Genomic DNA, 15,442 nt, shown 5'->3' on the forward strand with positions numbered 1-15,442 from the left:
CGACCCGGCGTGGGACGCTGAACTTCATGGACACCGCTTCCAGTGGGCGCGGGAGGATGCCCGTAAGGCAACGGCCTCCTTTGTGGAAGGCTGGCTGCACAATGTGGCAGTGGCTGTCCGTGAATTTGCCGCACCTGCACCAGACCAAGACATAAAAAATTGGATGGCGCAGAAGTACGGCAAACTGGGAAGCCACAAGCCGCGCAAGGCTAACCATCTGGATGCCGATGGCGTCCAAGCTGGCTTGGATGCGGGTTCCCGCGTGCGCCTGCACCACGGCGTCAACGGCAAAGCAGAAAGCCAACGTATGTTGGCCTGATGTTAACTTACCGCTGAATACCGCCGAATGCCGAAGCTGCGCAGCCAGTGTTACAATCGCAATGACCCAACCAGCCTACTGCTCCGTACTGTAGGCGCGGTTGGTTGCCAAGTGGGCTTTGCCCACTTGCACCTAACATTGGGCATTACCACACCATTTCAGTGTGGTGGCCTTGCCAGCCGGTGACTGCTTAGCCAGTGCCGGGCGGCAAGGTTTCCTATGTGTAGTGTTCCACCCTGAACACGCCCTAGCTGCCAAGCCTTACGGTTTTGCGGCAAACCCTATAAAGCCCTGACGTGCCACTAGCACAGGACGGCATACCTTCGGGTATGTTGGTGGCCTTCCTTTAACTTCATCCGCCCCTTACCGGGCTTTTACTGCCTTTCTTATTTTTAACCCACGCGGGGGCAAACAACCCGCTGGGGGATGTTTCCCCCCAAATTTCCAATGCTTTTCAATCCAAGGGGAAACACCATGAAACCATCTATGAACCAATCTACTGAAGCTGTTGTTGTTAATGGCACACTAATGATCCGCGACATCCCTAAACGTGCTGGTGGGTCATTCAAGGTCGGTAAGTTATCCACCCATATCGGGCAATTCGAGGTTAAAAACCCTGAATTAGACCAATATGATGCGGGCACTTACACAGGCCAATTCTGCATTGACAAAATTTACCCCTCCCACTACATGGCTGGCGGGAAGATTGTCATTGAAATGCGTGCTGTCCTGTCGTGCTTTGTCCTTGCCGGTTTCGATGATGAAACAGGTGAGGTGGAGCCGTTAGAGGTTGATCCGGCAGAGGAGGAGGAAGCTGCACATGCAGCCCAGCCCGAACCTGCCCCAGCAAGCCAGCCTACCCAACAGGAAGCTGTCCCAGCATCTGATGATGACGGTGAGCCAACAGAGGAGATGGCGCGGCGCATGGGCTTTGAAGTAAAAACCCATCGGCTTGTCCCCACCCGTGGGGAAGGCTATGTGGGCGTTGAGGTAAAGGACGGCAACCCAGTTGCTGCCCCAGCCGCCGAAGAAGCCCAGCCAGAACCTGATGCTGCCCCAGCGGACAACATAAAAGTGATGTCTGTTGAGGAAGAGCAAGCGTTCCGCTTGGAGCAAATGGACAAGGACACGTTTGGGGCTGAACTTTGGGCGCAGGTACATGCAGCCAACGTTGGGGACGAAGTAAAACTCGACCCAACGGTAGGCCGTAACAAGCTGCGTCCGCAGTGCGACCGCCTGAAAGCCTTGGGCTTCAAGTTCATTGCTGCCCGCCAAGTGTGGGAAAAACTGTAAACCTGACCAACCCTACCGGGGAGTGCCGCTCCCCTGTGGGGCGGTATTTCCTCCCCCATCAAACCGATTGAGGAGAAATGCCATGACAGAAAAGACCTATACCGTAGAGGTGCGTTACACCGAGGTGTACACCATCGAAATCCACGCAGGATCGCCAGAGGAGGCCAAAGACAAGGCCGACGACATGGCAAATGCTGGGCAACTTTCCAAGACCTACGGGGAATGGGATTCCACGGTAGTGGAAGGGGGTGAATGATGGCTTCCATCATCAAAGACCCCGGTTCCGAATGCGCTGATGACCATATCCTTGTGGTTGAAGACCCTGACAGTTTCGACAATTTGGCATGGGTCAAAGTCGGCGCTGATGTCGTTTACATCCGCAAGGATGCTGACGGCACATTGGTTGTACGTGCCATGCCGGATGACGGCAGCGATGCCCTGTACGGGGAAATCGTTGTCCCCCATCATTAAGCCTTTTTTATTTTTTAACCCGCTGGGAGACAACTCCCAAGGGGATGTTTCTCCCTAAATGTCCCATAGGAGAAACACCATGACTGCCATTGCAAACACAACCATTACCGATACCCAATACCTTTTATTTTCTGTCGCCAACATTGAGGCCGGGCCGGGCAGTGATGCCTACTTCCCCAGCAACATCTTTTGTACTGGGGCGCTAACCAACCCTGACGGGCAGTTCCTCTACTTGTCCCTAATAGGCCGTGACACCGCCTTGCAGGAACTGAGGGGCAGGATGTCAGCCGGTAAGCTCAGCTCTTTCCTGATCCGCCAAGATGGCAAGCAACTTGGTAGTGGCAAGCAGGTTGGTAGCGGCTGGTTCAGCCGTGAGTGGCTTGGGCAAATGCAGTACCACGGTTCAAAAATCCCAACAGACCTGTTTGGGGAATTGTCCCTGATGGTGCTGTACCACCCGCTCATGACCACGCCAGACAAGTCCAACCAAACAGCAGCCCTGCCTTTTATGGGGGGTGGGCAAGACCAGTGCTACTACGACCTTTGGAACGTGGTCAGGAACATCAGTGAAGTGCCCTTGCTGGACACTTGGCGTGATGTGGTGATGGCGATGTTAACCCCGCTTGGCTGGATGAAACCCTTGGTTGGTTTCAACTGCAATGCACTCTACGCCAAATTGGGGAGCGAAATGTCTGCCATTATCAGCGCCAATGTCCGTTCCGGCGCATTGTGTGCCGATGGCAGCGCCCACATGGGCAAGCTCACGCTTGACCCCGACTACGGGCGCACACCACCTGAACCCGTACCGTCAGAACCACCGCAAGGTGGCGATGGGGGTGATGGTTTCTGGGATGACGCAGAAGTCATGCACACTTACCCACGTGCGCAAGCGATTGAAGACGGTGATTTGGTTGATGTATCGGATACCAGCGAAGCCCATGAAGCGGGTTTTCGTGTGCCAGTTGCATTAACCCGCGCCGTTTGGAATCGCTTTGTCGAGTGGGATAATGACGAAGTTGCTGCCGTGCAACGCCGCCTTGGGCAAAGCACTGCCGGACGGTTGTGGGATGTCCTCTACATGGCGAGGTACGGGATCAGTATTGCACCCAAAAACCAAGGCGGTACATTGCTGTATGAACTGTATGCCATCCCGCGTGACGGACGCAGTGTCAATGCACGCAAGATCAACCTCAAATTGCATTCTGGTGGTGGTGATAATGGCGAACATGTCATAACCATCATGCTTCCCGATGAGGACTGAGCCTGACCGTTTAATTTTCTAACTTCTTTTCTTAACCCTGCCGGGAAATGCTTTCCCGTAGGGGACGTGTTTGTCCGGCGTAATACCTTTACGTTAATTTTTCTGGAGAAACACGATGACGCCTACTGAACTGCTTAACCAGCAACTTGAGGCGATGATGGCTACTTTGGCTGAAATCCCTGAAACGGATATGCCGGGTAATGCCGCCCACTACCTCAACCGCCTCGTGCATTTGGTCGCCAACAACGGCGTGGATGAGCCGATGGTCACATCCTACTGGTACACCGAGGACTTTGATTCTGTTTTGGAGGATCGCGGGGAAGAATGTCCCATTGACCGCGACCATGCCCGCAAACTGTTTGCCCTGATTGACCGTACCCATAATGCCGAGATCGGCATCAATTGGGATGTCCTCAAGTGCGCATTGGATGAGGGGGTGTCAGCATGAAACTCAATGGCATCACTGTACATCCAAAACACAAGCCAAAAACCAAGCCTGTAGTACAGCCCAACGGTCACTGCCGCTGGGAGTCTGCCACAGGAACTGGGGCAAATGTAACGTTACACCGCCAAAAGCGGCTTGCCATTTTCCGTGCTGCACAACTGCACGGGATAGTGCGGGCTGTGACCTATTTGCCGGATGGGATTGTCCAGCATGGCAAATGGCAGCGGGTTTGAAGGCGGCTTTAACTTTGGGCATTACCACACCTTGTGGGTGTGGTGGCCTTGCCAGCCGTTGACTGGTCAGCACCAGTGCCGGGCGGCAAGGTTTCCTATGTGTAGTGTTCCACCCTGAACACGCCCTAGCTGCCAAACCTTACGGTTTTGCAGCAAACCCTATAAAGCCCTGACGTGCCACTAGCACAGGGCGGCATACCTTCGGGTATATTGGTGGCCTCCCTTTAACTTCATCCGCCCCTTACCGGGCTTTTACTGCCTTTCTTAATTTTTAACCCACGCGGGGCAAACAACCCGCTGGGGGATGTTTCTCCCCAAATATCCTTTAAGGGGAAACGTATGGAACGCACCAAGAAAAACGGCGGGCCTATTACTGGCAGCATCCCTGAGGCACGGCAAGCAATCGCTGCTGCGCTGGCAGTGTTGCGCAGGCATGGCATATCCAAGGTTGTCCTGAACGCTTTTGCGGCAGACCAACCGGAAGATGCCGGTTGGTGGGTAGTCCCCGCTGCTGGGGATGACCCGTCCTTTTATGTGAAGGCTCTGGAGGTACAAGTGCAAGCGGAAACGCAAGCCTGACCATCCCGCCGCGACCTTTCATTTTTAACCCTCTGGGAGAAGCACTCCCAACAGGGGATGTTTCTCCCCCGAATGTCAATTCTTAGGAGAAACTATCATGGCTAAAGCACTTATGTTCCCGCGCCTTGCGCAAAACTTTATCAAGAACGGTTACTACCCCACTGATGATGTGACCATTGCCCGTACCTTGTCCGCACTTGTTGCGGCAGAGGATGGGGCAGGCCAACTTCGCATCCTTGACCCGTGCGCGGGTGAAGGTGTGGCCCTGGCTGAATGCAAACACGCATTGGGCAAAGGCAGTACCGTTGCCTTCGGCATTGAATACGACGCTGAACGCGCTTGGCACGCCAAAACCGTGCTGGACCACTGTATCCACGGTGATTTCAATGGCTGCGTTGTGTCCCCCGGTTCATTTGGCCTACTGTGGCTGAACCCGCCTTACGGGGATATGGTGAAAGACGATGAAGGCAATGGCGCAAACGGCCTGTTCAAGGACAGCCGCCCGCGCTTGGAAAAGCACTTTTACCAACGCACCCACGGCCTGTTACAGGTTGGTGGTGTGATGGTGCTGATCCTGCCCTCAACCAGTTACGACAAGCAATTGTCGGCTTGGGTTGCCACCCATTTCCGGGAAGTGAAGGTATTCTGCGCTGCCACCAACAAGTTCAAGCAAACCGTGCTGTTTGGCATCAAGCAGCGCAGTAATGGCAATATTGACACCGCTTTGCGCCAGCACCTGCTGGCTATTGGGGTGGGTGATGTTGTGCCAGACGAACTGCCTGAAACGTGGTTTTTCCAGCCTTATACCGTCCCTGCCGTGCCTGAGACCCGCCGCCCATTCAAGTTTGCTGCGGCATCCTTGGATGCGGCGCAACTGCAACAGGAGCTTGCCAAGCACCAAGGTGCGCTGGAACAGCAGTTTACCGGGTTGTTCCAGCAGGCTGCTGCCCAAGCCAACCGCCGACCACTGCGCCAGATGACGGGGTGGCACACGGCATTGGCACTTGCCGCAGGGCAAGTGGGTGGTGTGGTGCGTTCCGACGATGGGCGTGTGTACCTGATCAAGGGCAGCACGCACAAAGAAAAACGCACTGAAACCCGCATCCATGAAAACCTTGATGGCTCACAAACGGAAGAACGCATCGACACTGACGTGTTCGTGCCGGTGATCCGCGCCCTCGACTTCACCCCCAACAGCCCTACCTACGGGGACATGCTGATGATCCGGTGATTTTTAACGTTCGGCCAACCCTGCTGGGGAGCATCACTCCCTGCGGGTGGTGTTTCTCCGGTGTGCTTTTACTTTTGGAGAAACATCATGAATCACCAATACCGGGCAGCCGTTGCCCAAGATGGCAACTTTAAACGCCTGTTTGTCTTTAACAGGGATGGGGTATCCACCAACACTGTGTTGGGTGGCTTACTCAATTACCAACCCGACCAGCCGCTTTGGACAACTGAGGCAGTTGGCAAATGTGACTTGAGTGGCACATCCATCGTTGATGTTGGTAGGGCAGTGTTGGTCTTCGGATCGCACGTCTTCCAATGCAATATGGAGATATTGGAGGATTGGGATGCCAACTCCCTGATAGGCCGCGATGATTTCATCGTGTCCTATCTGGATACCTTGTGGCGGATGTTGCCGGACAGTGCCATCACCGAAAGCCAGTATTTTCTGGTTCAAGGGGGTGAAGCATGAGTGCGGCAATCACCATCACCACATTCGTAGGTGTCACATACCAGTTTCAGGCAGTCCCAATGGATCATCTCCCCAGTGCTGACCCGCAGGATTTCTGGGATTTTTGGCAAGAAACCGTTGAAGGCACAAACCTTTCAAGGGCGGAAAGCGACCGTCTCCTGCAATTCTTGGTCGAACATAAAACCGATGCCGTTACCGACGGGGAAGCGTATTACACGCTGACACGGGCCGGGCTTGCCCGCTGTGACCCGTTTTACCGGGAAAAGCGCCAGCAAGGGGATGTTGCATGAAACCTGAACCTTGGAATGCTGAACCCACTGCGCTGGATGAAACCATCGTAGTGGCCGACCATGAGTGGGCGGTACACCGTGAAAGCGGTTTACGTGTCCGTAAATTGAGGGGGCAAACTGTGCTTAAACAACGTTGGAACCAATGGCTGTTTGAAGTCACGGACGGGCTTTTTTCTGCGGTCTTCCTTTATGACCAGTGGCCTACATACCACCAGCCTATAAGGAAGGGGTTGGCTATTTTCAGCGAACTGTTCCCGGTTGGTGATGCCCGTGTCGGGCATTGGTATGAAGTCAATGGGCTTGATGAAGTCCCTTTGGTTGAAATCACTAGCCTTTACCCTTTACAGGGGCAATACGCAGGCCATTTATACACGTTGGACATTGGGCAGTTGGGTGATTGCCTGACCGCTTAATTTTACTTTGGAGAAATTTGATCATGGTTACGGACATCCCGATTGATGTAGTGGCTGATGGGGAACCCATCACACGCATAACGCCAAGCCAGCTTGGCACAGGCAAAGCTGTTATCTGCCCAACTGATGCCCCAGAAATGATGGGTTGCGGGGCCGTGGTTACTGGCCTGCCAGATTGGGAAGGGTTTTATGATTGCCCAAACTGTGGGCTGTTCTTCAAATCCCCCGCTTAACATTGGGCATTACCACACCTTCGGGTGTGGTGGCCTTCCTTTAACTTCACCCGCCCCTTACCGGGCTTTTACTGCCTTTTTTATTTTTAACCCACGCGGGGACAAACAACCCGCTGGGGGATGTTTCTCCCCAACTATCAATTCAAGGAGAAACACATGACAGGCGAATACAACGTTGGGCAAATCATTGAAGTGGATGGCGGACGATCCATCATTGTTGAGGTATCCCACTTTTTCTATGACGCAATCCCACTGGATACGGTCTTTTGGTCAGGTGCCAGTCAGGAAAAAGCGTTAAGCCAAGGCTGGGCAATCGTCGAGGTTGGTGGGAAGCTAGAAATCCAGCGTTATGATGAATCCAAACGCTTTGATAGTGACGAAGCTGCCCGACACTTTGTCGAAAACGCGGGTGAGGAGATTTGCCGGAGAGCCATTGCTTTCGTGTTGCTGCGCAATGCGGAAAGGGCAAATGCGGCGGGGGATGTGTGATGGCAACCGTCAAATCCATCCCTGCCTTGCTGGATATGAAAAGGTACCGCGTCCAATCCATCCGTGCCTTGCTGGATGTGCTTGCAGCCAGCAAACAAAACCCCTCCATCCGTATCAATGTCCCCGGTGATTTTCCTATCACTGGGGAGTATTTCCTGCGGAATATCTGGCATAGGGGGTTACAAACTAAGTGTAGCCGTGGGTTGCCTGCCCTCTCCCAGCGGGGCGGACAGGCTTGCCACGACATGCAGGCGGATGCACGCCATATCAACGCCTATTACCGTGACCGGGTGCGCCATCCGGGTTGCCGCAACTTATTGCGCAACCCAAAACTGAAACGGCGTTACCCACACATCGACAACCAACCCAAAAGTTGGGATTAACCCATTAACCAACCCTGCCGGGGAGCAACCACTCCCTGCGGGGTGGCTGTTTCTCCGGCGCACTTTACTTTGGAGAAACAGCATGAAACCTATCGACTTGAATTTAGGCATCCCGATGGATGCCAGCCGTTGTGCAGCATTACATGGCTACTTGGAACTCCACCTGCAACTGTTTGATGTGGTGGATTATGAGGTAACGGGTGATGGGAAGCCTGATGATTGCCGGTTGTGGTACGTCCACCGCGTGGGTGGCATCCCTGCCCTGATGGTTCAGGAACTTGTCTTCTTTGACCCAAACCGGCACTGGCTTGGGCTAGACCGGAAGGGTGAAGCGGAATTGAGCTATGCCAAAGATGTCCATTACGCGGCAGATTGCCCGCTGCGGTTATTGGCGTTGGCACCTGCCATCAACCACCCGTGGCGGCTTAGCGTCCGTAACTGGTGGAAAACCCTGCTGCGTGAAGGCGTCAATGCCTTACGGGAAGTCCATGACTGGTTTGGGCAGCGCCACAACGGTGATGCCCAGCATAACCGTGAATGTGTCCGGGAAAGCATTGCGCGGCTCCGTGAAATACGTGGGGTTATCGCCATGCGCAAGGGACTCTTGCGCCAATCGCGCAACTAACATTACCCACTAACGTTAACTTGGGGCATTACCACACCTGCGGGTGTGGTGGCCTTGCCAGCCGTTGACTGGTCAGCACCAGTGCCGGGCGGCAAGGTTTCCTATGTGTGGCGTTCCACCTTGAACGCGCCCTAGCTGCCAATCCTTACGGTTTTGCAGCAAACCCTATAAAGCCCTGACGTGCCACTAGCACTGGGCGGCATACCTTCGGGTATGTTGGTGGCCTTCCTTTAACTTCATCCGCCCCTTGCCGGGCTTTTTACTGCTTTTTTATTTTTAACCCACGCGGGGGCAAACAACCCGCTGGGGGATGTTTCTCCCCAATTTTCAATTCAAGGAGAAACACCATGACTACTATCGCCAACACCACCCCTGCCATTTCCTTGGCAGACTTCGTAAAAGACTTCGGCACTGCCTTGCGTGATGCCGTAGACCAACAAAACCCGCCCATCTTCCACCCGGAAGATGCCCGCCCGGCCCGCGATGCGGTGATGGATGGGCTGTTGCGAAAGCCGTTTGCGGCGCAACGTGAGGCTGTCCATGCCATGGCTGCATTATTGGTGGATCAAGGTGAAAAAGCCGGGATCATCAACGCAGAAATGGGGACTGGCAAAACCATGATGGCCATTTGTGCATCTGCGGTACTGCAAGCTGAAGGCTACCCACGCACCTTGGTCATCTGCCCTCCCCACTTGGTTTACAAGTGGCGGCGTGAGATCAAGGATACTGTCCCCAATGCCCGCGTCTGGGTATTGAACGGTGTGGACACTTTGGCGCGTCTGCTGCAATTGCGTGAAATGGTGAAAACCGGGGGCAACAACAATGCGCCTGAGTACTTCGTCATGGGACGTGTGCGGATGCGCATGGGCTATGAATGGAAGCACGCTTTTGCCCACAAGCTGGTCAGCGGGCGTAACCCTGACACGGGTGAGTTTTTCGCCCATAAGTTGTTGGCTTGCCCCAAATGCGGCACGGTTTACCGTGATGCAGAAGGCCAAGTTTACCGTACTGAACGGGGTTTGCCTGACAAACGTCTGGCCTGCAACCACAAGCACGTTGATGATGACGGCGTGGAACATACCTGCGGTGAGCAACTGTGGACACTGATCCGCAAGGAACCCCTGAGAGGCAAGCGCAAGCTGGTCTTGGACGGGTTAAAGCAACTCCCCACCATTGGTGACAAGACGGCAGAACGCCTGATTGCCATGTTTGGTGAGGAGATGTTGGGCAATATGTTGGCTGACAACATCCATGAGTTCGTCAACTTGATGGATGATGAAGGCAATATGGTGTTCAACGACCGCCAAGCCGACCGCATTGAACGGGCCTTGGGTAAAACCGAGATTTCGTTTGGGCAAGGCGGCTACCAGCCAACCGAATTTATCAAACGGCAATTGCCCGATGGTTATTTCAGCTTGCTGGTGACTGATGAGGCGCATGAGTTCAAGAACGGCGATTCCGCACAAGGCCAAGCCTTTGGAGTGTTGGCAGCAAAAGCCCGCAAGGTGCTTCTTCTGACTGGCACACTGATGGGCGGTTATGCGGATGACCTGTTCCACTTGCTGTTCCGTGCCAACCCACGCCGTATGATCGAAGATGGATACAAATACCGCAACCGCTCTTTGGGTGGTGCGGTGATGGCATTCATGCGTGACCACGGCATCCTCAAAGACGTGTTCAAAAGCACAACGGGCGGGAGCCATAAAACCTCACGCGGGGAAAAGGACTCGCAGCGCACCTCCAAAGCACCGGGCTTCGGCCCGACTGGCATTTGCCGTTTCATCCTGCCTTACACGGTGTTTTTGAAACTCAAGGACATCGGTGGGAACGTATTGCCCAGTTACGATGAGCATTATGTTGAAGTGGGGATGGAGGACGGGCAGCGGGATGCGTATGAAAGCCTGTCAGCAGACCTGACGTATGAAATGCGTAGGGCATTGGCAAAAGGCGACACTACCCTGCTGGGTGTGGTGCTGAATGCGCTGCTGCGTTGGCCTGAAACCTGCTTCCGTGATGAAACCGTGCGCCACCCGCGCACTGGGGACATCTTGGCAGGAGCGCCTGCGCTGTTTGGTGAAACTGAAAGCATCCTGCCGGGCGGCACTGTCCAAGTGGATAGCCTAGCCCGTTGGACGCCGAAGGAACAGAAGCTGCTGGACATCTGCAAGGCTGAAAAGGCCAAAGGACGCCGCGTGTTGGTGTACACCACCTACACCGGCAAACAGGACACCTCCCAGCGCCTCAAAACGCTGTTGGGTACTGCTGGCCTGAAAACCGATGTGCTGCGCTCCAGCGTTTCCACTGAACAAAGGGAAGACTGGATACTCGACCGCGTTGACCGTGGTATCGACGTTCTGGTGTGCAACCCGGAACTGGTGAAAACTGGCCTCGATTTGTTGGAGTTCCCAACCATCGTGTTCATGCAAACCGGCTATAGCGTCTATACGCTCCAGCAAGCTGCCCGCCGTTCTTGGCGGATTGGGCAGCGGTTGCCAGTTGCTGTGTACTTCCTCGGTTATGAAAACACCGCACAAACCGCGTGCTTGGCGCTGATGGCGGAAAAGATCGCGGTCAGCCAAAGCACCAGTGGCGACATGCCCGACACTGGCTTGGATGTGCTCAACCCCAACGGTGATTCCGTAGAGGTGGCGCTCGCCAAGCGGATGTTGGGCAAGTAGCCTTTACCTGCCCCTTAACAGCCGACCCCGCCTTGTGCGGGGTTTTTTTTGCCTGCCGACAGCCATCCGCCAAAATCATAAGTAAATTCTATTGTCAAGTTTTCGCCCACGGCATGAATTTTGTGCTGGGGATGAAAAATTGCTTGCCGTTTGGGTGCTTGTGACAATTGCCGGGCTTTTTAAACAAGGACATAGGCGAAGCAGTGGTGAGGTATCCCAACAAAAGCACATGGGTGCTGATGGCAGTTTTGGCAACAGCGCTGGCAGCTTGCAGCGTTAGCCCCAACCCATTCCTTGCGGGTGCAGGATGCCGTGCAGACGGCACTTCCCTCCCGTGGAAACGGCCCACATTCCCCGCCAAACCCCCGGCAAAAAGGCCACCTGTCCCCGTGTTTGCCTTCCCAGCAGTCCTCCAACGCCCCGCTGGTTACGCAGAAAGGTCGGCAGTGTACGTGTTTGCCGGGGCAGCCCCCGTGGGCGTGCCTGCGGATACCCTGCCCCCGCCGATGCCGGATGCTGTTGGGGACAATACCCTCACCGAATTGCCCATCTGGGACAGCATGGCGGCAGAAAACCAACAATAAAACGGCCGATTTTTTTAACAACAGGAGACAACCCTTATGGGTACAACATTGCAACTTCCCCCCTTCCACCTGACGCGCACCCAACAGCGGGCGCTGCTGCTGATGGCGCTATGCCTGCCCGTGCTGGCCTATGCCGGGACAAGTGGCACGGAGTTTAAGGCGTTTTACGACTTCGTTTACGGCGCGGCTACAGGTTACTTGGGGCGCGGCCTTGCGATCACGGGCGGGCTGATCATGCTTGGCGTGGCAGCAGGTACGGGCAAGGCCACCATTGCCATCTTGGGCGTGGTGTTGGCGATCTTCGGCTCGATTGGCCCGACCATCATTAACGCAATCTTTGCCTCGGCAACCCTCTAAACCACCAGTTCCGGGGTAATCATGGACGGGCAAGAAAAGTATTTGATCCCACGCCGCTTGGATGACATGCCGCAGTTGTTCTTTTGGGATGCGGATGTGGCGGTGATTGCCATTGCCTTCATCCTCTTGGGTGGGCTGTTCGGCCTGATTATCCCCGGCCTGATCCTTGGCGTCGGCATTGCGCGGGCATTCTCACGCCTCAAGCACGATGGCGGGAAAGGGATGATGGTGCGCTTTTTGTATTGGTACACGCCATCGGATTGGTGGCTAAAAAGCCGTGCGGCCTCGTGGCAACGCGAATTCATCGGCTAGGGGGGCATCATGAGGCGCAGCCAATATTTATCAAAACTGGCGGACACCGGCTACCAAAAGGGGGCATTAAAACTGCTCGCAGCGGGGCTGCTGCTCTCCAATGTCCTGCTGCTGGTAATGTTGATGTCAGCCACCGGGCAAGCACAAAAGACCATTGTTGTGCCGCCGGATTTCAAGCGCTCCTTCTGGGTGTCAGGTGACACCGCAAGCCCAGAGTATCTGGAGCAGATGGGCATGTACTACGCCACTTTAATGCTCAACTACAGCCCTGAAAACATCCAGTACCAGACAAGCCAATTCCTGAAGTTCGCCTCACCGACAGTGTTTGGCGAGTTGTCCGGCAAATTTACCGATGACGTGGGCAAGGTTGTGCGCAACCAATTATCCTCGGTGTTTTACCCGCAATCGGTGGACATACGCGGGCTGGCAGTCACGTTCGTGGGCATCCAGACGGTGTTTGTTGGCAAGAACATCACCGAACAAAAGCAGCGCAAATACCGGATTGACATGGAGATGGGGGCACAACAGCCGCTGGTGATTGCCTTCCAAGAAATCCCCATCGTGGACGGCAAGCCACCTGCTGTGGCAACGCCGACCGCACCGCAACCGCAATAACGTAAACGCATAGGGCTAAACGCAATGGCACAGAGGACTTTCAACCGGGCATGGGGCATTGGGCTGCTGCTGTTGCTGGGGCAAACCCCCAGCGCATGGGCAGTGCAGGACTTGACCGTGCAGGATGGCGACAACGTGGCGGCGGACATCTCCACCAAGGAACTGACGCGCTTCTCAATGGCTTCAGGGCGCATCACCCGCATTTGGGGGCCAGATGACCGCTTTGCGGTGGAGCCGGACAAGGAAGGTGGGCAACTGTTTGTGCGCTTGCTCGATGGCAAGAAAGAGCCGTTCTCGGTGTTCGTGAAAGATGGTACAGGAGCCACCTACACGGTATTGGCAACCCCAAAGGACATGCCATCTGACTCGGTGGTGCTGCACGCGCAGGCCAAGCCGGATGCCCAAACGGAAGCCGACAGCCACGGCTATGGCGGTGGTGCATATTCTGCCGTTAATGGCAGGCCGTACAACTGGGTCAACACCCTCAAGGGCATGATGCGGGGCATGGCCTTGGGGACATTACCCGGTGCGGAGCCAGTAAACGAAACCATCAACATTGACATGCCCGGCACGCTGGTGCTGCTGGAACGCTATAACGGCGACCTGACCGGCGAGGTTTACGAATTCACCGCCCGTGGGGCGACCACGCTGGATGAGCGCCAGTTCGAGGCCACCAGCGTCACCAACGGGGCGGACGTGAAGGCCGTGGCGGTTGACGAAATGGCCTTGGCTGATGGGCAAACCACCCGCATTTACGTGGTCAAGGCCAACGGGGAGGATTTGTAATGGATGCCAGCGCCACTGTCAAAACCCGCCAAATGGCCATCGCCGGGGCAGTGTTGGCACTGTTGGTGGGCTTGGTCATTGCCGGGTTGTGGTGGTCTGACCCCAACCGCAAGGTGGATGCCGCCGCGCAGTCAGCCGATGCCGGGGCCGTCACCAAAAGCTACACCACGCCCACCGCCGTGCTTGACCCCAGCGAGGTGTGGATCACCCGTTCTGAGGCGCAACTGGCAGACATGAAGAAACAGAACGATGCCTTGGCTGCGCAACTGGCGGAACTGGCCAAGGCGGTTAAGGAAGGGAAACCCGTGGACGGGCAAGCGGCAGTTGATGCCAATGCACTGCCACCCGCCCCGGATGGCAAACCACCCGCCGACGCACCTAGGGAACAAGGCGCGGGGCAGGCGGAACTGGCAGGCGGCAACTTGGGTGAGCTGCCACCCGCACCCCAAGACAACATGCCTGCCAACTTGCCACCCCCGCCACCTGCGGCGGGCGCTGCCAACCCTGCTGCCATGCCCGGCATGATGCCAGCCCCACCCGGTGGGCAAGCCGACGCGGCAAAACCACCCGGCATCCTGAGCATTGACTTGGGGGCAGACTGGAAAAACGGGCACGATTTGGGTGCGGAAGGCGACAAGGGCAAGGATGGGGAAACCCCGGCAGCGGGTGCAGACGGTGGCAAGCCAAGCAACCACAGCATCAACACCTACCTGCCTGCGGGCAGCTTCGTCAAGGCGGTGCTGTTGTCGGGGTTGGATGCCCCTACGGGTGGGCAGGCGCAATCCAACCCGCAGCCAGTGCTGTTGCGGCTGGTGGACGGCGGCACGTTGCCCAACCAGTTTTCCTCCCGCGTGAAATCCTGCCACATGACGGCGGCAGGCTACGGGGACATATCCTCTGAGCGGGCTTACCTCCGGCTGGAACGCATGTCGTGTGTGATGTTGGACGGCAAGGTCGTGGACAGCCCGGTCAAAGGCTTCGTTTCCGGGGAGGACGGCAAGGCCGGGATGCGCGGCAATTTGGTCAGCAAGCAAGGCCAGATGATTGCCAAGGCATTGGTGTCCGGGGTGGCAGGCGGCATTGGTTCCGGGATTTCGGAAGCCTACAGCAGCATTTCGACCAGTGCCACCACCGGCACGACCACCACCGTTGACCCCTCCAAGATCGCCCAGTTCGGGGTGGCGAACGGCTTTGGCAAGACCTTGGAGAAAGTGGCGGACTGGTACTTGCAACGCGCCAATGAAACCTACCCAGTGATTGAGATTGCCAGCGGTCGGGCGGTGGACATCGTGCTGAATGAGGGCTTTGACTTTGGTGACGTGGACATCCTGAAAGAGGCTGGTGATGGCGATGCGGCGGGTGATGAGTGAATGGCGT

23 protein-coding genes are annotated in these 15,442 nt (G+C 55.8%); all 23 read left to right on the forward strand.

Going from position 1 to position 15,442, the window contains the following annotated elements; all coding sequences use genetic code 11:
- The coding region (locus PHE17_RS17595; RefSeq protein ID WP_301017218.1) for a hypothetical protein at positions 1-319 on the forward strand (319 nt) is incomplete at its 5' end.
- Between the two features lie 474 nt (positions 320-793).
- Positions 794-1,612: a DUF3275 family protein gene (locus PHE17_RS17600; protein WP_301017219.1), complete on the forward strand. Its 819-nt coding sequence runs from the start codon at positions 794-796 to the stop codon at positions 1,610-1,612.
- A gap of 82 nt (positions 1,613-1,694) precedes the next feature.
- Positions 1,695-1,868, forward strand: a complete 174-nt coding sequence (locus PHE17_RS17605) for a hypothetical protein (RefSeq protein ID WP_301017220.1) — start codon at positions 1,695-1,697, stop codon at positions 1,866-1,868.
- Entirely contained in the window at positions 1,865-2,083 is a 219-nt protein-coding gene (locus PHE17_RS17610) for a hypothetical protein (RefSeq protein ID WP_301017221.1), read from the forward strand. The genes PHE17_RS17605 and PHE17_RS17610 overlap by 4 nt, the downstream gene beginning before the upstream one ends.
- Before the next feature lie 79 nt (positions 2,084-2,162).
- The gene (locus PHE17_RS17615; protein ID WP_301017222.1) at positions 2,163-3,344 is read left to right on the forward strand and encodes a DUF6573 family protein; all 1,182 of its coding nucleotides are present in this window, start codon (positions 2,163-2,165) and stop codon (positions 3,342-3,344) included.
- Positions 3,345-3,459: 115 nt separating this feature from the next.
- Positions 3,460-3,792, forward strand: coding sequence for a hypothetical protein (locus PHE17_RS17620; protein WP_301017223.1), 333 nt, complete (start codon positions 3,460-3,462; stop codon positions 3,790-3,792).
- The gene (locus PHE17_RS17625; protein WP_301017224.1) at positions 3,789-4,022 is read left to right on the forward strand and encodes a hypothetical protein; all 234 of its coding nucleotides are present in this window, start codon (positions 3,789-3,791) and stop codon (positions 4,020-4,022) included. Before PHE17_RS17620 ends, PHE17_RS17625 begins: the two co-directional genes overlap by 4 nt.
- Positions 4,023-4,361: 339 nt before the next feature.
- Positions 4,362-4,601: a hypothetical protein gene (locus PHE17_RS17630; RefSeq protein ID WP_301017225.1), complete on the forward strand. Its 240-nt coding sequence runs from the start codon at positions 4,362-4,364 to the stop codon at positions 4,599-4,601.
- 97 nt (positions 4,602-4,698) lie between these two features.
- The gene (locus tag PHE17_RS17635; RefSeq protein ID WP_301017226.1) at positions 4,699-5,832 is read left to right on the forward strand and encodes a DUF6094 domain-containing protein; all 1,134 of its coding nucleotides are present in this window, start codon (positions 4,699-4,701) and stop codon (positions 5,830-5,832) included.
- Positions 5,833-5,919: 87 nt separating this feature from the next.
- Positions 5,920-6,300 (forward strand): hypothetical protein, encoded by a 381-nt coding sequence (locus PHE17_RS17640; RefSeq protein WP_301017227.1) that lies wholly within the window; start codon positions 5,920-5,922, stop codon positions 6,298-6,300.
- Positions 6,297-6,590, forward strand: coding sequence for a hypothetical protein (locus PHE17_RS17645; protein ID WP_301017228.1), 294 nt, complete (start codon positions 6,297-6,299; stop codon positions 6,588-6,590). Before PHE17_RS17640 ends, PHE17_RS17645 begins: the two co-directional genes overlap by 4 nt.
- The gene (locus PHE17_RS17650) at positions 6,587-7,003 is read left to right on the forward strand and encodes a hypothetical protein (protein WP_301017229.1); all 417 of its coding nucleotides are present in this window, start codon (positions 6,587-6,589) and stop codon (positions 7,001-7,003) included. Before PHE17_RS17645 ends, PHE17_RS17650 begins: the two co-directional genes overlap by 4 nt.
- A gap of 23 nt (positions 7,004-7,026) precedes the next feature.
- On the forward strand, positions 7,027-7,236 hold the full coding sequence (locus tag PHE17_RS17655) for a hypothetical protein (protein ID WP_301017230.1): 210 nt from the start codon (positions 7,027-7,029) through the stop codon (positions 7,234-7,236).
- A gap of 156 nt (positions 7,237-7,392) precedes the next feature.
- A complete protein-coding gene (locus PHE17_RS17660) occupies positions 7,393-7,725 on the forward strand; it encodes a hypothetical protein (RefSeq protein ID WP_301017231.1) in 333 nt (110 codons plus the stop codon).
- Positions 7,725-8,108 carry a hypothetical protein gene (locus tag PHE17_RS17665; protein ID WP_301017232.1) on the forward strand — a complete coding sequence of 128 codons (384 nt, stop codon included), beginning with the start codon at positions 7,725-7,727 and terminating at the stop codon, positions 8,106-8,108. Before PHE17_RS17660 ends, PHE17_RS17665 begins: the two co-directional genes overlap by 1 nt.
- An 82-nt stretch (positions 8,109-8,190) precedes the next feature.
- Positions 8,191-8,733 (forward strand): hypothetical protein, encoded by a 543-nt coding sequence (locus PHE17_RS17670; RefSeq protein WP_301017233.1) that lies wholly within the window; start codon positions 8,191-8,193, stop codon positions 8,731-8,733.
- A 347-nt stretch (positions 8,734-9,080) separates the two neighbouring features.
- Positions 9,081-11,411, forward strand: coding sequence for an SNF2-related protein (locus PHE17_RS17675; RefSeq protein WP_301017234.1), 2,331 nt, complete (start codon positions 9,081-9,083; stop codon positions 11,409-11,411).
- A gap of 206 nt (positions 11,412-11,617) precedes the next feature.
- Entirely contained in the window at positions 11,618-11,995 is a 378-nt protein-coding gene (locus PHE17_RS17680) for a hypothetical protein (protein WP_301017235.1), read from the forward strand.
- A 36-nt stretch (positions 11,996-12,031) separates the two neighbouring features.
- Positions 12,032-12,352, forward strand: a complete 321-nt coding sequence (locus PHE17_RS17685; RefSeq protein ID WP_301017236.1) for a hypothetical protein — start codon at positions 12,032-12,034, stop codon at positions 12,350-12,352.
- 21 nt (positions 12,353-12,373) lie between these two features.
- Positions 12,374-12,664 (forward strand): type IV conjugative transfer system protein TraL, encoded by a 291-nt coding sequence (gene traL, locus PHE17_RS17690; protein ID WP_301017237.1) that lies wholly within the window; start codon positions 12,374-12,376, stop codon positions 12,662-12,664.
- A 9-nt stretch (positions 12,665-12,673) separates the two neighbouring features.
- Positions 12,674-13,279, forward strand: coding sequence for a TraE/TraK family type IV conjugative transfer system protein (locus tag PHE17_RS17695; protein ID WP_301017238.1), 606 nt, complete (start codon positions 12,674-12,676; stop codon positions 13,277-13,279).
- A 24-nt stretch (positions 13,280-13,303) separates the two neighbouring features.
- Complete coding sequence (locus PHE17_RS17700; RefSeq protein WP_301017239.1) at positions 13,304-14,065, forward strand: type-F conjugative transfer system secretin TraK; 762 nt, start codon at positions 13,304-13,306, stop codon at positions 14,063-14,065.
- On the forward strand, positions 14,065-15,435 hold the full coding sequence (locus PHE17_RS17705; protein WP_301017240.1) for a TraB/VirB10 family protein: 1,371 nt from the start codon (positions 14,065-14,067) through the stop codon (positions 15,433-15,435). The genes PHE17_RS17700 and PHE17_RS17705 overlap by 1 nt, the downstream gene beginning before the upstream one ends.
- Positions 15,436-15,442: the final 7 nt, after the last annotated feature.

The organism is Thiothrix sp. (genome assembly GCF_028714775.1).
In the GTDB taxonomy this organism is placed as follows: domain Bacteria; phylum Pseudomonadota; class Gammaproteobacteria; order Thiotrichales; family Thiotrichaceae; genus Thiothrix.